The organism is Streptococcus dentasini (assembly GCF_053206945.1).
The window spans coordinates 100971-116967 of sequence record NZ_JBRUHS010000005.1 but is presented as its reverse complement, the minus strand read 5'-3'; the positions used below and the strand labels follow the sequence as shown (position 1 = coordinate 116967).

14 protein-coding genes and 1 other annotated feature are annotated in these 15997 nt (G+C 42.6%); of the genes, 13 read left to right on the top strand and 1 reads right to left on the bottom strand.

The features are described from left to right. Positions 1 to 294 precede the first annotated feature (294 nt). The 3 genes from lepA (at position 295) to ACVR1G_RS05605 (ending at position 6039) form a co-directional block, all read left to right on the top strand. Positions 295 to 2127 carry a translation elongation factor 4 gene (gene lepA, locus ACVR1G_RS05615; RefSeq protein ID WP_447452213.1) on the top strand — a complete coding sequence of 611 codons (1833 nt, stop codon included), beginning with the start codon at positions 295 to 297 and terminating at the stop codon, positions 2125 to 2127. A gap of 433 nt (positions 2128 to 2560) precedes the next feature. Next, the gene (locus tag ACVR1G_RS05610; RefSeq protein WP_447452212.1) at positions 2561 to 5152 is read left to right on the top strand and encodes a GBS Bsp-like repeat-containing protein; all 2592 of its coding nucleotides are present in this window, start codon (positions 2561 to 2563) and stop codon (positions 5150 to 5152) included. A 383-nt stretch (positions 5153 to 5535) separates the two neighbouring features. Then, complete coding sequence (locus ACVR1G_RS05605) at positions 5536 to 6039, top strand: EbsA family protein (protein WP_447452211.1); 504 nt, start codon at positions 5536 to 5538, stop codon at positions 6037 to 6039. Here ACVR1G_RS05605 and ACVR1G_RS05600 read toward each other — a convergent pair. After that, positions 6023 to 6220, bottom strand: a complete 198-nt coding sequence (locus ACVR1G_RS05600; protein WP_447452210.1) for a ferredoxin — start codon at positions 6218 to 6220, stop codon at positions 6023 to 6025. The genes ACVR1G_RS05605 and ACVR1G_RS05600 overlap by 17 nt on opposite strands. 46 nt (positions 6221 to 6266) lie before the next feature. Between ACVR1G_RS05600 and ACVR1G_RS05595 the strand changes: the two genes are divergently transcribed. From ACVR1G_RS05595 to ACVR1G_RS05550, 10 genes are all read left to right on the top strand, one after another. Beyond that, positions 6267 to 6872 (top strand): SAG1386/EF1546 family surface-associated protein, encoded by a 606-nt coding sequence (locus ACVR1G_RS05595; protein ID WP_447452209.1) that lies wholly within the window; start codon positions 6267 to 6269, stop codon positions 6870 to 6872. Between the two features lies 1 nt (position 6873). Beyond that, the gene (gene cmk, locus ACVR1G_RS05590) at positions 6874 to 7554 is read left to right on the top strand and encodes a (d)CMP kinase (RefSeq protein WP_447452208.1); all 681 of its coding nucleotides are present in this window, start codon (positions 6874 to 6876) and stop codon (positions 7552 to 7554) included. Positions 7555 to 7577: 23 nt separating this feature from the next. Then, positions 7578 to 7705 (top strand) — a sequence feature (ribosomal protein L20 leader region). Between the two features lie 12 nt (positions 7706 to 7717). Beyond that, on the top strand, positions 7718 to 8251 hold the full coding sequence (infC, locus tag ACVR1G_RS05585) for a translation initiation factor IF-3 (RefSeq protein WP_447452207.1): 534 nt from the start codon (positions 7718 to 7720) through the stop codon (positions 8249 to 8251). A gap of 38 nt (positions 8252 to 8289) precedes the next feature. After that, positions 8290 to 8490, top strand: a complete 201-nt coding sequence (rpmI, locus tag ACVR1G_RS05580; protein WP_447452206.1) for a 50S ribosomal protein L35 — start codon at positions 8290 to 8292, stop codon at positions 8488 to 8490. Positions 8491 to 8540: 50 nt separating this feature from the next. After that, entirely contained in the window at positions 8541 to 8900 is a 360-nt protein-coding gene (gene rplT, locus ACVR1G_RS05575; RefSeq protein WP_004227782.1) for a 50S ribosomal protein L20, read from the top strand. A 1030-nt stretch (positions 8901 to 9930) separates the two neighbouring features. Continuing rightward, a complete protein-coding gene (locus ACVR1G_RS05570) occupies positions 9931 to 11229 on the top strand; it encodes a polysaccharide deacetylase family protein (protein ID WP_447452205.1) in 1299 nt (432 codons plus the stop codon). 602 nt (positions 11230 to 11831) lie between these two features. Further along, the gene (gene aroA, locus ACVR1G_RS05565; RefSeq protein ID WP_447452204.1) at positions 11832 to 13115 is read left to right on the top strand and encodes a 3-phosphoshikimate 1-carboxyvinyltransferase; all 1284 of its coding nucleotides are present in this window, start codon (positions 11832 to 11834) and stop codon (positions 13113 to 13115) included. Next, complete coding sequence (locus ACVR1G_RS05560; RefSeq protein ID WP_447452203.1) at positions 13108 to 13590, top strand: shikimate kinase; 483 nt, start codon at positions 13108 to 13110, stop codon at positions 13588 to 13590. The genes aroA and ACVR1G_RS05560 overlap by 8 nt, the downstream gene beginning before the upstream one ends. After that, positions 13581 to 14405, top strand: a complete 825-nt coding sequence (gene pheA, locus ACVR1G_RS05555) for a prephenate dehydratase (protein ID WP_447452202.1) — start codon at positions 13581 to 13583, stop codon at positions 14403 to 14405. The genes ACVR1G_RS05560 and pheA overlap by 10 nt, the downstream gene beginning before the upstream one ends. Before the next feature lie 33 nt (positions 14406 to 14438). Next, positions 14439 to 15869: an LCP family protein gene (locus ACVR1G_RS05550; protein WP_447452201.1), complete on the top strand. Its 1431-nt coding sequence runs from the start codon at positions 14439 to 14441 to the stop codon at positions 15867 to 15869. The last annotated feature ends 128 nt before the right edge of the window (positions 15870 to 15997 follow it).

Here is a 15997-nt window from a genome sequence, read left to right as displayed (position 1 = left end):
AATCTCACGATATACATCTGTATTTGTGCTGCTAGGTCTGTTAACCTTATTAGGTTGTTACCTTGCCAGTGTTAGCCGAAGAAGTCAACTATACTTTGACAGATGAACTAACAAGGCCTTTAGCCAAGTTCTTATAGGATTTAGTGTAGAAAATTCAGCATTAACGGATCCTTCCAAGAACTTGCTTAGTTCTGATGAGTTTTTTCAGTATGACTCCCCAACAAATCTACTTTGGTTCTCAGCTGATTTTCTGCTATAATAGTACTACTAGAAAACTGATAACAAGGAATTGACATGGACATTCAAGAATTGAAAAAACGTCAAGAGAAAATCAGAAATTTCTCTATTATTGCCCATATTGACCATGGAAAATCTACTCTGGCTGACCGAATCCTAGAGCAGACCGAGACAGTCTCAGACCGTGAAATGCAAGCCCAGCTCTTAGATAGTATGGATTTGGAGCGTGAGCGCGGTATTACTATTAAACTCAATGCTGTCCAGCTCAACTATACTGCTAAGGATGGCGAGACTTATATCTTCCATTTGATCGATACACCGGGACATGTGGACTTCACCTATGAGGTGTCGCGTTCGTTAGCTGCCTGCGAAGGTGCAGTTCTGGTTGTTGATGCAGCTCAAGGAATCGAAGCACAGACCCTTGCTAATGTCTATCTTGCCCTAGATAATGACCTAGAGATTCTGCCTGTTATTAATAAGATTGACTTACCTGCTGCCGATCCTGAGCGTGTGCGCCAAGAGATCGAAGATGTCATTGGCTTGGATGCCAGCGAAGCGGTTTTGGCTTCCGCCAAAGCAGGCATTGGTATCGAGGAAATTCTTGAGCAGATTGTAGAAAAGGTTCCGGCTCCGACAGGTGATCTTGAAGCTCCATTACAGGCGCTTATCTTTGACTCTGTTTACGATGCCTACCGTGGGGTTATTCTCCAAATCCGGATTGTCAATGGTATGGTTAAACCAGGTGATAAGATCCAGCTCATGAGTAATGGCAAGACCTTTGATGTCACTGAAGTGGGAATTTTCACGCCTAAGGCTGTCGGGCGCGATTACTTAGCGACAGGTGATGTTGGCTATATTGCTGCCTCGATTAAGACTGTAGCAGATACGCGCGTGGGAGATACGATTACCCTTGCGGACAATCCGGCTGCTGAACCCCTCCATGGTTATAAGCAGATGAACCCCATGGTCTTTGCTGGACTTTATCCGATCGAGTCAAATAAATATAATGACCTCCGCGAGGCTCTTGAGAAGCTCCAGCTCAACGATGCTAGTCTCCAGTTTGAACCAGAGACCTCTCAAGCCCTTGGGTTTGGTTTTCGCTGTGGTTTTTTAGGCCTCTTACATATGGATGTGATTCAAGAACGCTTGGAGCGTGAGTTTAATATCGATCTCATCATGACTGCCCCGTCTGTTGTCTATCATGTGAATACGACGGATGGTGAGCTGATTGAGGTATCAAATCCCTCAGAGTTTCCAGAACCTACCCGGGTCGACACCATCGAAGAACCCTTTGTCAAGGCTCAAATCATGGTTCCTCAAGATTATGTTGGCGCAGTAATGGAGCTGTGTCAGCGCAAGCGTGGGGATTTTGTGACCATGGAATACATTGATGATAACCGTGTCAATGTTATCTATCAAATTCCGTTAGCTGAGATTGTTTTTGATTTCTTTGATAAACTTAAATCATCAACTCGCGGTTATGCCAGCTTCGACTATGAAATATCTGAGTATCGCCAGTCCAAGTTGGTTAAAATGGACATTCTCCTTAATAGTGAGAAGGTTGATGCCCTCAGTTTTATTGTCCACAGTGAATTTGCCTATGAACGCGGTAAGCTGATTGTTGAGAAGCTCAAAAAGATTATTCCGCGTCAGCAGTTTGAGGTGCCTATTCAGGCTGCTATTGGTCAAAAAATTGTAGCCCGGTCGGATATCAAGGCGCTTCGTAAAAACGTTCTGGCCAAGTGTTACGGTGGTGATGTTTCTCGGAAACGTAAACTCTTGGAAAAACAAAAGGCCGGTAAGAAACGTATGAAAGCCATTGGGTCAGTAGAAGTGCCGCAAGAAGCCTTCCTCAGCGTCCTCAGTATGGATGAAGAAGAGAAAAAATAGATGCAGAAATCTTGCATCAGTTCTTATTGTGTTTATCTGCTATAAAAAGAAAGTAAGATGGTGTTAACTTTACAAGAAAGTTTCCCCTCTTGCTTTTTATTTTTCGAATAAATAATTGTGGAGTTAGTTGATTGTTTCTATCTATAACTTGAAAACCATCTCATCAGATTAGATTGGGGATCATGAGATTTTTAAAGAGTATCAATAGAGGAAATTCAGCCAGGCAGGGACTCCTTTAGCTAATGAAATCTGGACTATGAGTGTTAGAGGAGAGGAAAGCAGCTGTTTCCTTGAAGAGTGGGTCTCCTTTTTCAGTAATCTTTAGGAGGTCTTGGACTAACTCCCAAAAGCCTTGAAAGTTCTATCTATTGTGGATATTGGTCGATTATGGTAAACTAACTTCATTAATCAAATTAAAAAGGAATTAGGAAGAATGCGAAAACGAATGTATAAAGCCAAAAAGCATTGGGTGATTGCCAGTGCTGCGGCCTTAACAGTATTAGGAACAAGCACAGCAGTCGCTGCAGAGGAAAGTCAGGCAGCAAAAGCTAATGAGCCAGCAGAGGTAGCTGTTGAGCAGGCAGCCTTGCCAGCTGACACTAGCTCGCAAGGGCAGGAGTCAGAGCAGGCACCTAATGATACTCATCAAAATGAGAAAACTGTACAGGAAACAGAGCCAGTAAGTCCTGGTGTTTATTCACAGGTTTCTTCAAAAGCAGTGACAAGCAGTGAGTCTACGTCAGATACAGCCCTTGATTCGGAGAATTACCAGTCGACTGAGGTTGAATCTGAGCTTCAAAGTAATCAGGAACAAGCACTATCTGCTGTAAGAAGCGCTCCGATCCCTGATTCGAATACCGCTCTTCATCGGGCTAGTGTTGCGGCAACAGTAGCCAGAACTTCTAATACTGCCCAGCCTCAAGCCCCTACCGAAACAACTAGCGTTTCGGTTTCAGGCCGGACAATGACCATTCGTTATAACAAAACCAAGGCGGCTGATGAATCTGTTAACTTTGCGGTTTGGTCAGATGAGCGTGATCAGGATGATCTGGTTTGGTACCGCGCGGATGCTCAGGGAGCGGCCTATATCGATTTAACTAAGCACAAGTCTTATGGTACTTACCACATTCATACCTACTCTAATATTAAGGGACGCGACATCGGACGTGATGGAAGAACTGCTGATGTTTCTCCATCTAAGGTAACGACCAAGATTGAAGAGACATCAAAGGGGAATTACACAGTAACGATTGGTAATGTCAGCAGTGATATTACAGCTATCCGAGTACCGGTCTGGTCTCAGAAAAATGATCAGGATGATATTATTTGGTATCAAGCTACCCAGAAAGATCCTACTACCTACACGGTGTCTTTTAGAACAGCAGATCATCATAATGATTTGGGTCACTATAACATTCATGTTTATGGCCAAAGTGCCATTACAGGCAGTTTGGTTGGTCTATCTGCGACTTCAGGCGTGGATTATAAGGTGACTGCTGAGGCACCTAAGGCCGAAGCGCGCCATAACATAAAAGCTAGTCTGGGCTCAGCAGGTATTGAACTGGGAATTTCTTCTAATACATTGACTGATCTGGGCAGTGTTCGCTATGCTGTTTGGTCCGAACAAGGCGGTCAGGATGATTTAAAATGGTACAGTGCCGATCGTGATGGGAAGGTAACTGCCCCTTACAGCAATCACAGTGGTTACGGAACTTATAATATCCACACTTATGCCCTTCAAAATGGCCAAATGGTCGGCCTTAATGCTCAAACTATCACTATTGCTCAGCCTAGTGCTAATGCTAAAGCTAATAAGGTAAACGACACAAGCTATGCTATTCAAATCACGAATCTTCCTCAGTATATCACTGCTGTGAAAGTCCCTGTCTGGACTAATAAAAACGATCAAGATGATCTTATCTGGTATGATGCCGCTAAAAATGCCGATGGTAGCTATACGGCTACTGTTCAGTTGAAAAATCACAATTATGAAACAGGAAGCTACACTGCTCATATCTATGGTGTTAGTGCTCTGGCAGATAGCAGTATGACAGGACTTGGCTCAACAACCTTTAATGTGGATAAAACAATTGTACCGACTAACGCAGACCTAGCTGTTAAAAACCATGATGAAGCAGGTGGTACTTTACAGGTAGTGTTAAATGATACAGCAACTTCTAAGCAGGCTAGCAAGCTTGCCGTTGCAGTTTGGTCTCAGGATAACCAAGCCAACCTTCATTGGTATGAAGCAGGGGTGGCTAACGGTTCAGCGACTGTTTATGTTGATGAGAAGCTTCATGGGTATATCAAGGGCAATTATACGGTCCATGCTTATGTGACTTATCGTGATGGCAGTCAAAGCGGTCATGATTTAGGAAAATACAGCCTCCAAAAGGAGCAGTCAGTTGGTTACTTTGTTGATGTCAGCAGCCACAACGGTGATATTTCTGTAGCTGATTATCAATCTCTGAAAAACCAAGGCATTACGGGTGTAGTTGTTAAATTGACAGAAGGTACCAGCTACATTAACCCTTATGCTGCTCGCCAAATTGCTAATGCTCGCGCAGCTGGAATGAAAATATCTGTTTACCACTTTGCCCGCTACACTAATGCTGATGAAGCCAGGGCAGAGGCAGCTTACTTTGTTAATGTGGCCAAATCTTATGGATTATCATCAAATACGGTCATGGTTAACGATATGGAAAGCAGTGAAATGCTTAATAATATCAATGCTAATACGGCTGCTTGGACGGCAGCTATGCAGGGAATGGGCTACAATAACTTAGTTTACTACACCATGGCTAGCTGGCTGGATACGCGCGGCGGCAGTCTCAATACCTCGCAGCTGGGGATGCAAAATATGTGGATTGCCCACTATGTCAATGGCTATACCTACCTGCCTCAAAATACAGCCCAAGAATACAGTCTCTACTCTGATGCAGCAGCATGGCAGTATACCAGTGTTTCGCGTAAGCTGGCAGGAAATCTTGATGAAAATATCGATTATATCCGCCGTTTCAGCTAAGAGTTAAGTCACAGACATTTTTGACTATAAGTTTAAAGAAGGCAACTGCCTTCTTTTTTGCTAGGGGACAAAGATAGTGCTTGTGCGCAGTATTATGGTTTTTTATCTGTGTCTACGGCCAGCTTATATATTTAGTTTAAGGCGTTTTATGAATCCAATGGGTAGTAACAGCTTTTTTGCTCTGTGACTTGTGGTCTTTTACTCTGCAAAAGTTAACTCATTTTTTATATTGGTTGAGAAAACTTGTCAGAGTAGGGGAATCTTGTTCAAGGTGGAACATAGCAGTTTTTGATGGCGGTGGGAGAATGATTTGCCGAATTTCTAAATTGCGATAGGCAATCTTTTGTTTTTATGGTAAAATAAATTGGTATGGAGGGGCCACTATGATAAAGATATTTGGAAAAGTTAGATACCATTGGCAGCCGGAATTGTCTTGGTCTATTATTTACTGGTCTATTACCTTTATTCCGATTTTTATTGCCATGTCTTTATTTTACGAAAGAGCTTCTGTCCCACGGACAGGACTGACTTTTGTTGCTCTCTTCATGATTTTTGTCGGATTAGGATTTCACCGCTATTTTGTGATTAGTGAAGATAGTAAGCTTTGGATTATTTCTCTTAACTTTTTGAAACCACTCAAGGTTGATATTGCTAGTATCAAGCGGGTTGAGGTGACACGAACAACCCTGTGTCTCATTTTTACTAACGGCAAGTCTCGACTATTTTATATGCGCAAGTGGCCTAAAAAATATTTCCTAGATGATCTGGCACTTAATCCAGCTTTCAAGGGAGAAGTAGAGCTGCTTGATCATTCAGACAGTCTGGATTATTTTAAACTTTACCAAAATGACAAAAAAGAAAAGCCCTCGCTTAGGAATCAATCCTGAGGGCCTTGGTAGGGCAGGATTTCACTGCTAAAAGGTTAGCCTGATTGTCCGGCAGAACTTGTTCGAGTTGATCGCTGTCAGTGAATTTGACGATACCGTCATCATGATAATCGAAGGCCTCGGAGTAAGTTTGGCAGAGACCACAGGCAATACATTTTTCTGGAATAATTGAAACTTTCATAGTATTATTTTAGTACGGATTTATTTTTTTTACAAGGGAGGACGAGATGTCAAGAAAACCATGGGAAACGCCAATTAAGGAAACTGAGGAAGTCGAAGACGTTGAAGAAACTGAAGAAATTGCAGAGACTGAGGAAATTGAAGACGCAGAAGTAAGGGATGTTGAACTTGAAGAAGAGGAAGATGATGATATCGTTATTGGGAAACACCGCTCAGGTGGCAGCCGCGGAAGTAACCGCAGTGCTTCCTTTGTCAGTACTCCTGTCCTGACAGCTCTACTTAGTGCTTTCTTTGTTATTGTTGTAACGATTCTCTTCTTTGTCTTTTACACGTCAAATGGAGGTAGTAATGAAACAAAGGCTACTTCAAGTTTCTATGGCGCTTCTAAATCAGAGTCTAAGCAAAAATCTGAGAAGGAGCAATCCTCAAGCAGCCAAGCACCATCGGAGGAAAGTAGTAGCGAGTCCTCATCAACAGAAGAGTCTTCTTCATCTGGTAATGGTGAAACAATTACTGTTGAACAGGGAGAGGGAGAGGCAGCTATCGCAGCGCGTGCTGGTATCTCAGTTGAACAACTTAGAGAATTGAATCCTGAGCATATGACTCAAGGCTACTGGTATGCGAATCCCGGCGATGAGGTTTATGTAAACTAAGATGAAACAAATTAGAATTGCTATTGATGGCCCTGCTTCTAGCGGAAAAAGTACTGTAGCCAAGATTGTTGCTAATCATCTTGGCTATACTTATTTAGATACAGGAGCGATGTACCGTTGTGCCACTTATTTGGCACTTAAATATCATATTAGTCTGTCGCAGGTCGATGACTTATTAAAATTGATTGACCAATATCCTATTGCTTTTGGGAAAGCGGCTGATGGCAGTCAGACTGTCAGCCTAGGTGGCGAGGACGTTACCTTGGCTATCCGTCAGAATGATGTGACCAACCATGTCTCAGCTGTCTCGGCACTGGCACAGGTTCGTGAAAAATTAGTTGATGAGCAGCGTCGAATTGCCGCAGACGGAGCCATTATTATGGATGGGCGAGATATCGGAACAGTTGTCCTTCCAGATGCTGAATTAAAGATCTTCTTGGTTGCATCTGTTGAGGAACGAGCTGAGCGTCGCTTCAAAGAGAATCAGGCTAAGGGGATTGCGGCTAATTTTGAGCAGCTCAAGCAAGAGATTGCTGAGCGTGACTATAAGGATAGTCACCGTGAAGTCTCTCCTTTAAAACCAGCAGATGATGCCATTACTTTTGATACGACTGGGGTATCGATTGATGGTGTGGTTGATTTTATTTCAGAAAAAGCAAAGAAAATTATTGACATGCCCTAGTTGGGATGTTATACTACTAACAATGAGAAAAGCAGAAGTGAGAGCTTCTCGCCTTGCGACTAACGTTGTCTGGCTCTACATGTTAAGTTTCAGAAGATGAAATACTATGTAGTGCGGGCTTGGTTTGTCAAGTCCGCTTTCGTTTTTCTCAAAGAATGAAGAGGTGAAAGTCATCGCAAAGAAAGATCTATTCATAAATGATGAAATTCGCGTTCGTGAAGTTCGCCTTGTAGGGCTTGACGGAGAGCAGCTGGGCATTAAACCCTTGTCTGAAGCACAGGCAGCGGCGGATGATGCTAATGTTGATCTCGTTTTGATTCAGCCGCAGGCAACTCCACCAGTTGCTAAGATTATGGACTATGGAAAGTTCAAGTTTGAGTATCAAAAGAAACAAAAGGAGCAGCGCAAGAAACAAAGTACTGTGACGGTTAAGGAGATTCGTCTCAGTCCTGTTATTGATAAGGGTGACTTTGACACTAAGCTTCGCAATGGCCGTAAGTTCTTGGAAAAGGGCAACAAGGTTAAGGTTTCTATCCGTTTTCGTGGGCGGATGATTACTCACAAGGATATTGGAGCCCAAGTCTTGGCAGATTTTGCTGAAGCGACGCAAGATATCGCTATTATTGAGCAACGCGCTAAGATGGACGGCCGCCAAATGTTCATGCAATTGGCGCCAATCCCTGATAAGAAGAAGTAGGGTTTACAATTAATTAAACTTAAAGAGGAGATATTAAAATGCCAAAACAAAAAACACACCGTGCATCAGCTAAACGTTTTAAACGTACAGGTTCAGGTGGCTTGAAACGCTTCCGTGCTTACACTTCTCACCGTTTCCACGGTAAGACTAAGAAACAACGTCGTCATCTTCGCAAGGCAGCTATGGTGCATTCAGGAGATTTCAAACGTATCAAATCAATGCTTACTCGTATGAAATAAGCTGCATTGTTGTTAAAAATTTATTAGAATTATCTGGAGGAAATACATAAATGGCTCGTGTTAAAGGTGGCGTTGTTTCACGTAAACGCCGTAAACGTGTACTTAAATTAGCTAAAGGTTACTATGGTGCTAAGCACATCTTGTTCCGCACTGCAAAAGAACAAGTAATGAACTCTTACTACTATGCATACCGTGACCGCCGTCAAAGAAAGCGTGATTTCCGTAAATTATGGATTACTCGTATCAATGCGGCAGCTCGTATGAATGGTTTGTCATATTCACAATTAATGCACGGTTTGAAATTGGCAGAAATTGAAGTTAACCGCAAAATGTTGGCAGATTTAGCTGTTAACGATGCTGCAGCTTTCACAGCACTGGCTGATGCAGCTAAAGCAAAACTTGGTAAATAAAAATGAGAAATGAGCCTAGCGCTCATTTTTTGTTTTTAAAATGTGGAAGAGATTAATGGCTTTAGTTAATCATTAATTGAAATAAAATAATCCAGATAGTCCATGCAATGACTGCGAAGGTATAGATTTTGTACTTCAATGGCTTACTGTAGTAAGTAAACAAAATCTGCATTACCCCGACAGCATAACCGCTTAATTTGATATATAAATTTGGACTCAAGTTAGATAAAGCAATTGTTAGTATGCCAAGAGATAAATCTGATAAATGTAATCTGGAATATATTTGTAATAGAGCCGTAGGTAATTCAGACGCCTTCAGTGTTTTAAGGCCGTTAACCGGATAAACACTATTTCCAATAATTAACACAATACCTATCCAAGCAAAGATACAGTATATCAAGCTACTACTAATTATTGCTAGCATAAAATAGTCGTCCTGCTTATGGTATAGTATGAAAAAAATGACAGAGCCACTAAATAAAAATGATGCGATGGCTAGTAGCTCATCACAAAATTTGAGCAGTTTGCCATGCGATTTAACCCAATGTACAGGGTCTGTTAAAAATAAATCTGATTGTGAAAGGTGTGCTAAGAGTATTCTTGAGAGACTTAACATTAATGTCGATAGCATTGGAATTAGCAGTCTGTTCATAGTCATGATCTCCTATCGGGTTGATAATGCTATTATATCAAAGTTTTGATGAGTCTTTGGTGGAGTTTTGTATTATTGATGAGACTGAGCCACCATGGCTGTCTGTCTCACTCTCATCATTTAGAAAAATACCTTAATGTAATTACATTAGGTTCTTATTTAAATTGACGATTTATTTTTTAAGCAGCATGCTTTGAAAAAGACAGGAATTGATACAATTTTCAGATAGAGAACACTGACAGTTAGCCGTCTGGAAACTATCTCGTTTTGAATTTTAATGCTGAATTTTTGGCTTGCTTTTTGTCATAGATTATTGACAGCCCCTTGAAGCTCGGGACTAATTGCCCTATAATAGTAGATGTTGGAATGGAGGACAAGGTGAATAAGCAATCGTATAGCTACTGGGCAACCCTGCTATTTCTAGTGAGCCTGTTAGGAATCATGCTGTACCAGCATGGTGCTATTAAGAAGGATTTAGGCCGAACAGCTAGGTCTGAGAAAATTTTTAGTAAAAAACAAGGATCTGTTGTTGCCGCTAAGCAGCAGGATACTTGGCTTTACTATCCTTGTAATGATAAAGGAAAAGCCTATGCTGGATTAAAAGAAACGATGAACAAGGCAGCTAAAACGGCTAAGGATGGCGATTATCAATTTATCGGTATGGCTTGTTCGGATTCTGCTTTGAGAGGTGTTCAGCGGGCCAAACTCTATGAACACCCTTACTACAAGCGGGGAGCATCGTTGCGCAAAGGAAAAAGCAAGACGCTTAAGACCTTTTTACTCAAGTCGGATCATACCGTTTTGAAACTGACAGATCTGCTGTCACGAACGACCAATTTAAGGGCAGCCTTATTGCCTAAAATTGAAGCAGCGCTTAAGGTCCAAGGGATCAGTAAGAAGCAGAAGGCTAAGGTCTTGACGGTCTTTAAAAAGGAGAAGTTATCACAGATCACTTTTAGCTATAGCCAGTCGCAATTGGTCTTATCTATCGGCGGTCAAAAAGTTATGATTGCTGTTATTAGTCTCTATGATATTCTCAATCCTAACTATTTGAAGGATAGTGACTTGCAGGCCTACCAATCCTATAAGCATGGGGCTGGTTTACAGGAGAAGATGTCAGGACATGTGGTTGCTTTGACCTTCGATGATGGTCCTAATCCTGTTACGACGCCAAAGGTTCTTAAAACTTTGAAAAAGTACAAGGCAAAGGCTACCTTCTTTGTCGTTGGGCAAAGTATTGCTGGTAATGAAAGTATCCTCAAAGAAGAGTTAAAGGCTGGTCATGACATTGGTAACCACTCTTGGAATCATCCTCAATTGAACAAACTGCCGACTAATCAAGCTTCTGCGCAGATTACCCAAACAAGCCAGGCGATTGAAAAAGCAACAGGTCAGGCACCTAAGCTTTTGCGTCCGCCCTACGGTGCTACCAACGATAAGGTGCGGAGTTTAACAAATCTCTATCAGGTACTTTGGGATGTTGATACGTTGGATTGGAAGAATCGCAACACGCAGGCTATTTTAAGTCAGGTAAAGTCACAGGTGAAGGACGGCAGCGTTATTCTGATGCACGATATTCACCCAACGACAGTTAATGCTCTGCCGGCAGTTTTGGAATACCTAAGATCACAAGGATATAAGTTTGTGACTGTCAGTGAATTGTATGGTTATGCCTGATAAAGGCTGAGATATGTTGGCTAACGGGCTCCCAATCGTTAGATTATTAGTCTAACGATTGGAGAATATGCCACAGTCTCAGTTTTTTTATGCCCTTTGAAAATCTTATGATAGGCCGTTGACTTATAATATCCAGCTCCCCCTTGTCTGCTTTCCCCCTTAAGCGGATGTGTGAAATCACGATTATTTCCTGGTCTTGTTTAGTTTAATCGTGCTTTTCTTTGGATATTAATTTTTTCTTCATCAATATCAATAAAAGCAACCACTGATAATTGCTCTTCATAAAACTCCACAGCTATTTTTAGGGTCTGGATCGGGCGGTTGACTCTAATCCTAAAATCCCCATTTCCCCTTTCTTTTTGATGGCAAGTTAGTCAACTCCTCTTGAGGGTTAGAACAATCTGGCCGGAGTCATTGTGTCTGTCAGTGCTGCTTTATGATAGGGAAGACAGTAAAAGAAGGATAATAGCTATCTTTTTTGCATATTGGAGCAGATTGTATTGTTGAAGATTCAGGGCTGAGGAAAATTATGGCGATCATCTGAAATTTGCCTCTTTTTTATGGTAAAATAAGGATATAAATTTGCTGTACTGGAGCCGCTTATGAAACTTGAAACCAATGTACGACATTTACGAGGAACAATCCGTGTTCCCGGGGATAAATCAATCAGTCATCGTTCTATTATGTTTGGTAGTTTAGCCAAAGGGATAACGACTGTTCGTGATATTTTGCGCGGTGAAGATGTTCAATCAACCATGCAAGCCTTTCGAGAGATGGGAGTTGAGATTGAGGACGATGGTAACCTCGTTACAATCCATGGTGTTGGCTTCCACGGTCTCAAGGAGCCGACAAAGCGGCTTGATATGGGGAATTCAGGCACATCCATTCGTTTAATTTCCGGTGTTTTGGCCGGTCAAGATTTTACGGCAGAATTGTACGGCGACGACAGTCTGTCCAAACGTCCTATGGATCGTGTTTCTATCCCCTTACGAGAAATGGGGGTTACGATTTCTGGACAAACTGAGCAGGACCTACCGCCCCTAAGGATCCATGGGAGTCACTCATTAAAACCGATCCGCTATCAATTACCTGTCGCTTCGGCTCAAGTCAAATCGGCCTTGATCTTTGCGGCCTTGCAGGCAGATGGCGAGTCTGTTATTATCGAAAAGGAGAAGACTCGCAACCATACTGAGGACATGATTGCTCAGTTTGGCGGTCAGCTTGAGATTAATGGCAAGGAAATTCATGTTTCCGGCGGCCAAGAGTTAACGGCTCAGACGGTTGTTGTGCCAGGCGATATCTCCAGCGCTGCTTTTTGGCTGGTGGCAGGTCTGATTACGCCCCATTCAAAAATTGTATTGGAAAATGTCGGTATTAACGAAACCCGAACTGGGATTCTTGATGTTATTAAGGCAATGGGAGGAAAAATTGCTCTCAGTTGTGTTGACCACATCGCTAAATCGGCGACAATTACAGTTGAAAGTTCAGACTTATCCGGTACAGAAATCGCAGGTGATATTATTCCTCGTTTGATTGATGAATTACCTATTATTGCACTCTTAGCAACACAGGCACAGGGACAAACCATTATTCGTGACGCAGAAGAGCTCAAGGTAAAGGAGACTGACCGTATTCAGGTTGTAGCGGATGTTCTTAATAGTATGGGAGCAGATGTTAGACCGACTGATGATGGTATGATTATCCAAGGGGAAAGTGACTTGCATGGTGCTAAAGTCAATACTTACGGTGATCATCGCATCGGTATGATGGCAGCTATTGCAGCTTTGTTAGTCAGGGATGGCAGTGTTGAGCTGGAGCGGCCAGAGGCAATCAATACCAGTTATCCTAGCTTTTTTGCTGATTTGAGAGGACTTATCAATGGCTAAAATTTTGATTGGATTTATGGGATCTGGTAAGTCGAGTGTTGCACGCTTATTGGATGCGCAGTTTTTGGATATGGATACTTTGATCACTCAAAAAATTGGGATGTCCATTGCTGAGTTTTTTGCTCTAAAGGGAGAGGAAGCTTTTCGACAAATTGAGTCCCAAACCTTGGCCGAATTGGCCAAAACAGATCAGGTCGTTTCAACGGGTGGCGGTGTTGTTGTCAGTCAAGCCAACCGGCAGGTTTTAGCGGCTAATCCAGAGACTATCTATCTTAAAGCCGATTTTGAGACCCTTTACAATCGAATTGCCAAGGATAGCGAAAATATTCGTCCGCTCTTTGTTAATAATAGTAAGGCAGATTTCAAGGCTATCTTTGATGGACGCCAGAATTGGTATGAAGAAGCGGCAACTGTGACGATTAACGTTAGTGATAAAACACCAGAAGAAGTAGCGGAGATAATTAGATGTCTGTAGGATTTTTAGGCCCCAGCGGTTCTTTTACCCATAGTGCAGCGCTCAAGGCTTTTCCTCAAGCTGATTTAGTATCTTTTGCTAATATTACGGATGTAATCAAGGCTTATGAGAACAAGCAAGTTGATTTTGCTATTATTCCAGTGGAAAACTCGATAGAGGGGTCTGTACATGAAACGCTGGACTATCTCTTCCATCAGGCAGAAATTAGGGCTGTGGCGGAATTAGTTCAGCCGATCAAGCAGCAGTTAATGGCAGCTGCTAGTGATAGAAAAATTGAGAAGATTTTTTCGCACCCGCAAGCCATTGCCCAAGGCAAGCAGTATATCCGCCAGCATTATCCTCAGGCCTTTATTGAAATGACAGCGAGTACCGCTTATGCCGCTCGTTTTATTGCTGAACATCCCGATCGTCCTTATGCCGCTATCGCTCCAAGTGTGGCTGCACAGGAGTATGGCCTTACTATCATTGCTCAGGATATTCAGGAAATTGATGAGAACTTCACTCGTTTTTGGGTATTGGGACATCAGCAACCTCAATTAAGGCTTGAGACACAGACCAGTAAGGTATCTTTGGCGTTGACTCTGCCTGATAATCTACCGGGGGCTTTGTACAAAGCTCTGTCTGTTTTTGCTTGGCGGGGAATCGATTTGACTAAGATTGAAAGCCGCCCTTTGAAGACGGTTCTGGGGGAATACTTCTTCATTGTCGATTTGGACAAGGGAGCTGAGGATCTAGTCACTTTTGCCTTGGAAGAATTGACTAGTTTGGGCATTAGCTATAAGGTCTTGGGAGACTACGCGGTTTATGTTATTTGAAGAAGGAATAAATAAGGAACAAAGAAAGAAGATATGGCAAACCACAATCTGACACATCATGAGGAGCTGCGTTATCACTATCTGATGCGCAATATTAATTATCTGTCACCTAAGGAGCAGGCTGAGTATGATTATCTAAGAAACAAGGTTGAAACTTATAATCAATACTACCGCAGTCTGCGACAGGGCTATTCAGATTCTGGTTCCTATGACTACGACGAGGAGCCTGCCAGCGCCAGTGACTGGTACCAGCAGTCTTACGGTGATAGTTATGATGACTATGATTCTGGAGCTTACGGTTATGAAGAACAAGCCTATACCGAACAAGGGCTGCCAGTCTATGATGACCGCCACTCGGCTTATCAAGGCAGACAGGCGAGGCAAAGAGAAAGTGCTGTGGCTGGTCCATCAGATAGGAAGCAGACCAGAGTACCCCATGGCCGCAGGCCTAGGAATAAGCGCATCTGGGTCAAGCGGCTTCTGGTAACGCTGGGACTTGTCTGTCTAGTCGTGATTACTGGCATGGGCTACCGTTTCTACCGAGGGATAGCCGCTGTCAATGGAAACAATGGTAAATACAGTGCCGCTGTTAAGGAAAAATTCAACGGTGAGGATGCGCCAGATGGCACTAATATCCTCATTTTAGGTAGCGATAAGCGAATAACCCAAGGAGAGTCTGATGCCAGAACAGACACAATTATGGTCGTTAATGTTGGCAATAGCGATAACAAGGTCAAAATGATTAGTTTCATGCGTGATACCCTAGTTCATATTGATGGGGTCAGTGCAGACGATTATTCTTATGACCAAAAGCTCAATGTTGCCTTCAATCTTGGAGAACAAGATGGCAACCAAGGGGCTGAATACATGCGGCAGACACTTAAGGATAACTTTGGTTTAAAGATCAAGTATTATGTGATGCTGGACTTTGAAACCTTTGCAGAAGCTATTGATACCCTCTTTCCTAAGGGGGTAAAGATTGATGCCAAATTTGCGACGGTTGATGGTCAGGAAGTTTCAGAGGTAGAGGTACCCGATGACCTCAATGCTAAGGATGGTGTTACACCCGAACAGACGATTACTGTCGGTAAGCAGAGGATGGATGGACGGACACTCCTTAACTACGCCCGTTTCCGCAAGGATGATGAGGGGGATTTTGGTCGTACCAAGCGCCAGCAGCAGGTGATGTCTGAGGTTATCAGTCAGACCAAGAATGTCTCCAAGCTCTTCTCAGGTTCAGAAGCCATTGGTAAAATTTTTGCACTAACCTCAACCAATATGCCCTACAGTTTCTTGCTTAAGAACGGCGTCCCTATTATGACCGATGCGGCTAAGGGGATTGATCAGCGTACTATGCCAGAAAATGGTGACTGGATTGATGATATTGATATGTACGGCGGTGCAGGTTTGTCTATTGATTTTGATTACTATAGAGGCGAGCTGAAGGACATGGGAATGCGCTGATGTGTTTATGATATAACGGGGCAAGGAAGAAATCTATTTTGCCGTCTTTTCCCCATAGTTCATTAAAGGCCTTGCTTTTGGGCTGGAAGATGCTAGAAAACTTAATCAGACAGCTGCGTCTTAAAAGC

Excerpts from the sequence above, each read along its gene's own strand:
- lepA (WP_447452213.1), top strand. The coding sequence starts at position 295 with ATGGACATTCAAGAATTGAAAAAACGTCAAGAGAAAATCAGAAATTTC.
- ACVR1G_RS05610 (WP_447452212.1), top strand. The coding sequence starts at position 2,561 with ATGCGAAAACGAATGTATAAAGCCAAAAAGCATTGGGTGATTGCCAGT.
- ACVR1G_RS05605 (WP_447452211.1), top strand. The coding sequence starts at position 5,536 with ATGATAAAGATATTTGGAAAAGTTAGATACCATTGGCAGCCGGAATTG.
- ACVR1G_RS05600 (WP_447452210.1), bottom strand. The coding sequence starts at position 6,220 with ATGAAAGTTTCAATTATTCCAGAAAAATGTATTGCCTGTGGTCTCTGC.
- ACVR1G_RS05595 (WP_447452209.1), top strand. The coding sequence starts at position 6,267 with ATGTCAAGAAAACCATGGGAAACGCCAATTAAGGAAACTGAGGAAGTC.
- cmk (WP_447452208.1), top strand. The coding sequence starts at position 6,874 with ATGAAACAAATTAGAATTGCTATTGATGGCCCTGCTTCTAGCGGAAAA.
- rpmI (WP_447452206.1), top strand. The coding sequence starts at position 8,290 with ATGCCAAAACAAAAAACACACCGTGCATCAGCTAAACGTTTTAAACGT.
- rplT (WP_004227782.1), top strand. The coding sequence starts at position 8,541 with ATGGCTCGTGTTAAAGGTGGCGTTGTTTCACGTAAACGCCGTAAACGT.
- aroA (WP_447452204.1), top strand. The coding sequence starts at position 11,832 with ATGAAACTTGAAACCAATGTACGACATTTACGAGGAACAATCCGTGTT.
- ACVR1G_RS05560 (WP_447452203.1), top strand. The coding sequence starts at position 13,108 with ATGGCTAAAATTTTGATTGGATTTATGGGATCTGGTAAGTCGAGTGTT.
- pheA (WP_447452202.1), top strand. The coding sequence starts at position 13,581 with ATGTCTGTAGGATTTTTAGGCCCCAGCGGTTCTTTTACCCATAGTGCA.
- ACVR1G_RS05550 (WP_447452201.1), top strand. The coding sequence starts at position 14,439 with ATGGCAAACCACAATCTGACACATCATGAGGAGCTGCGTTATCACTAT.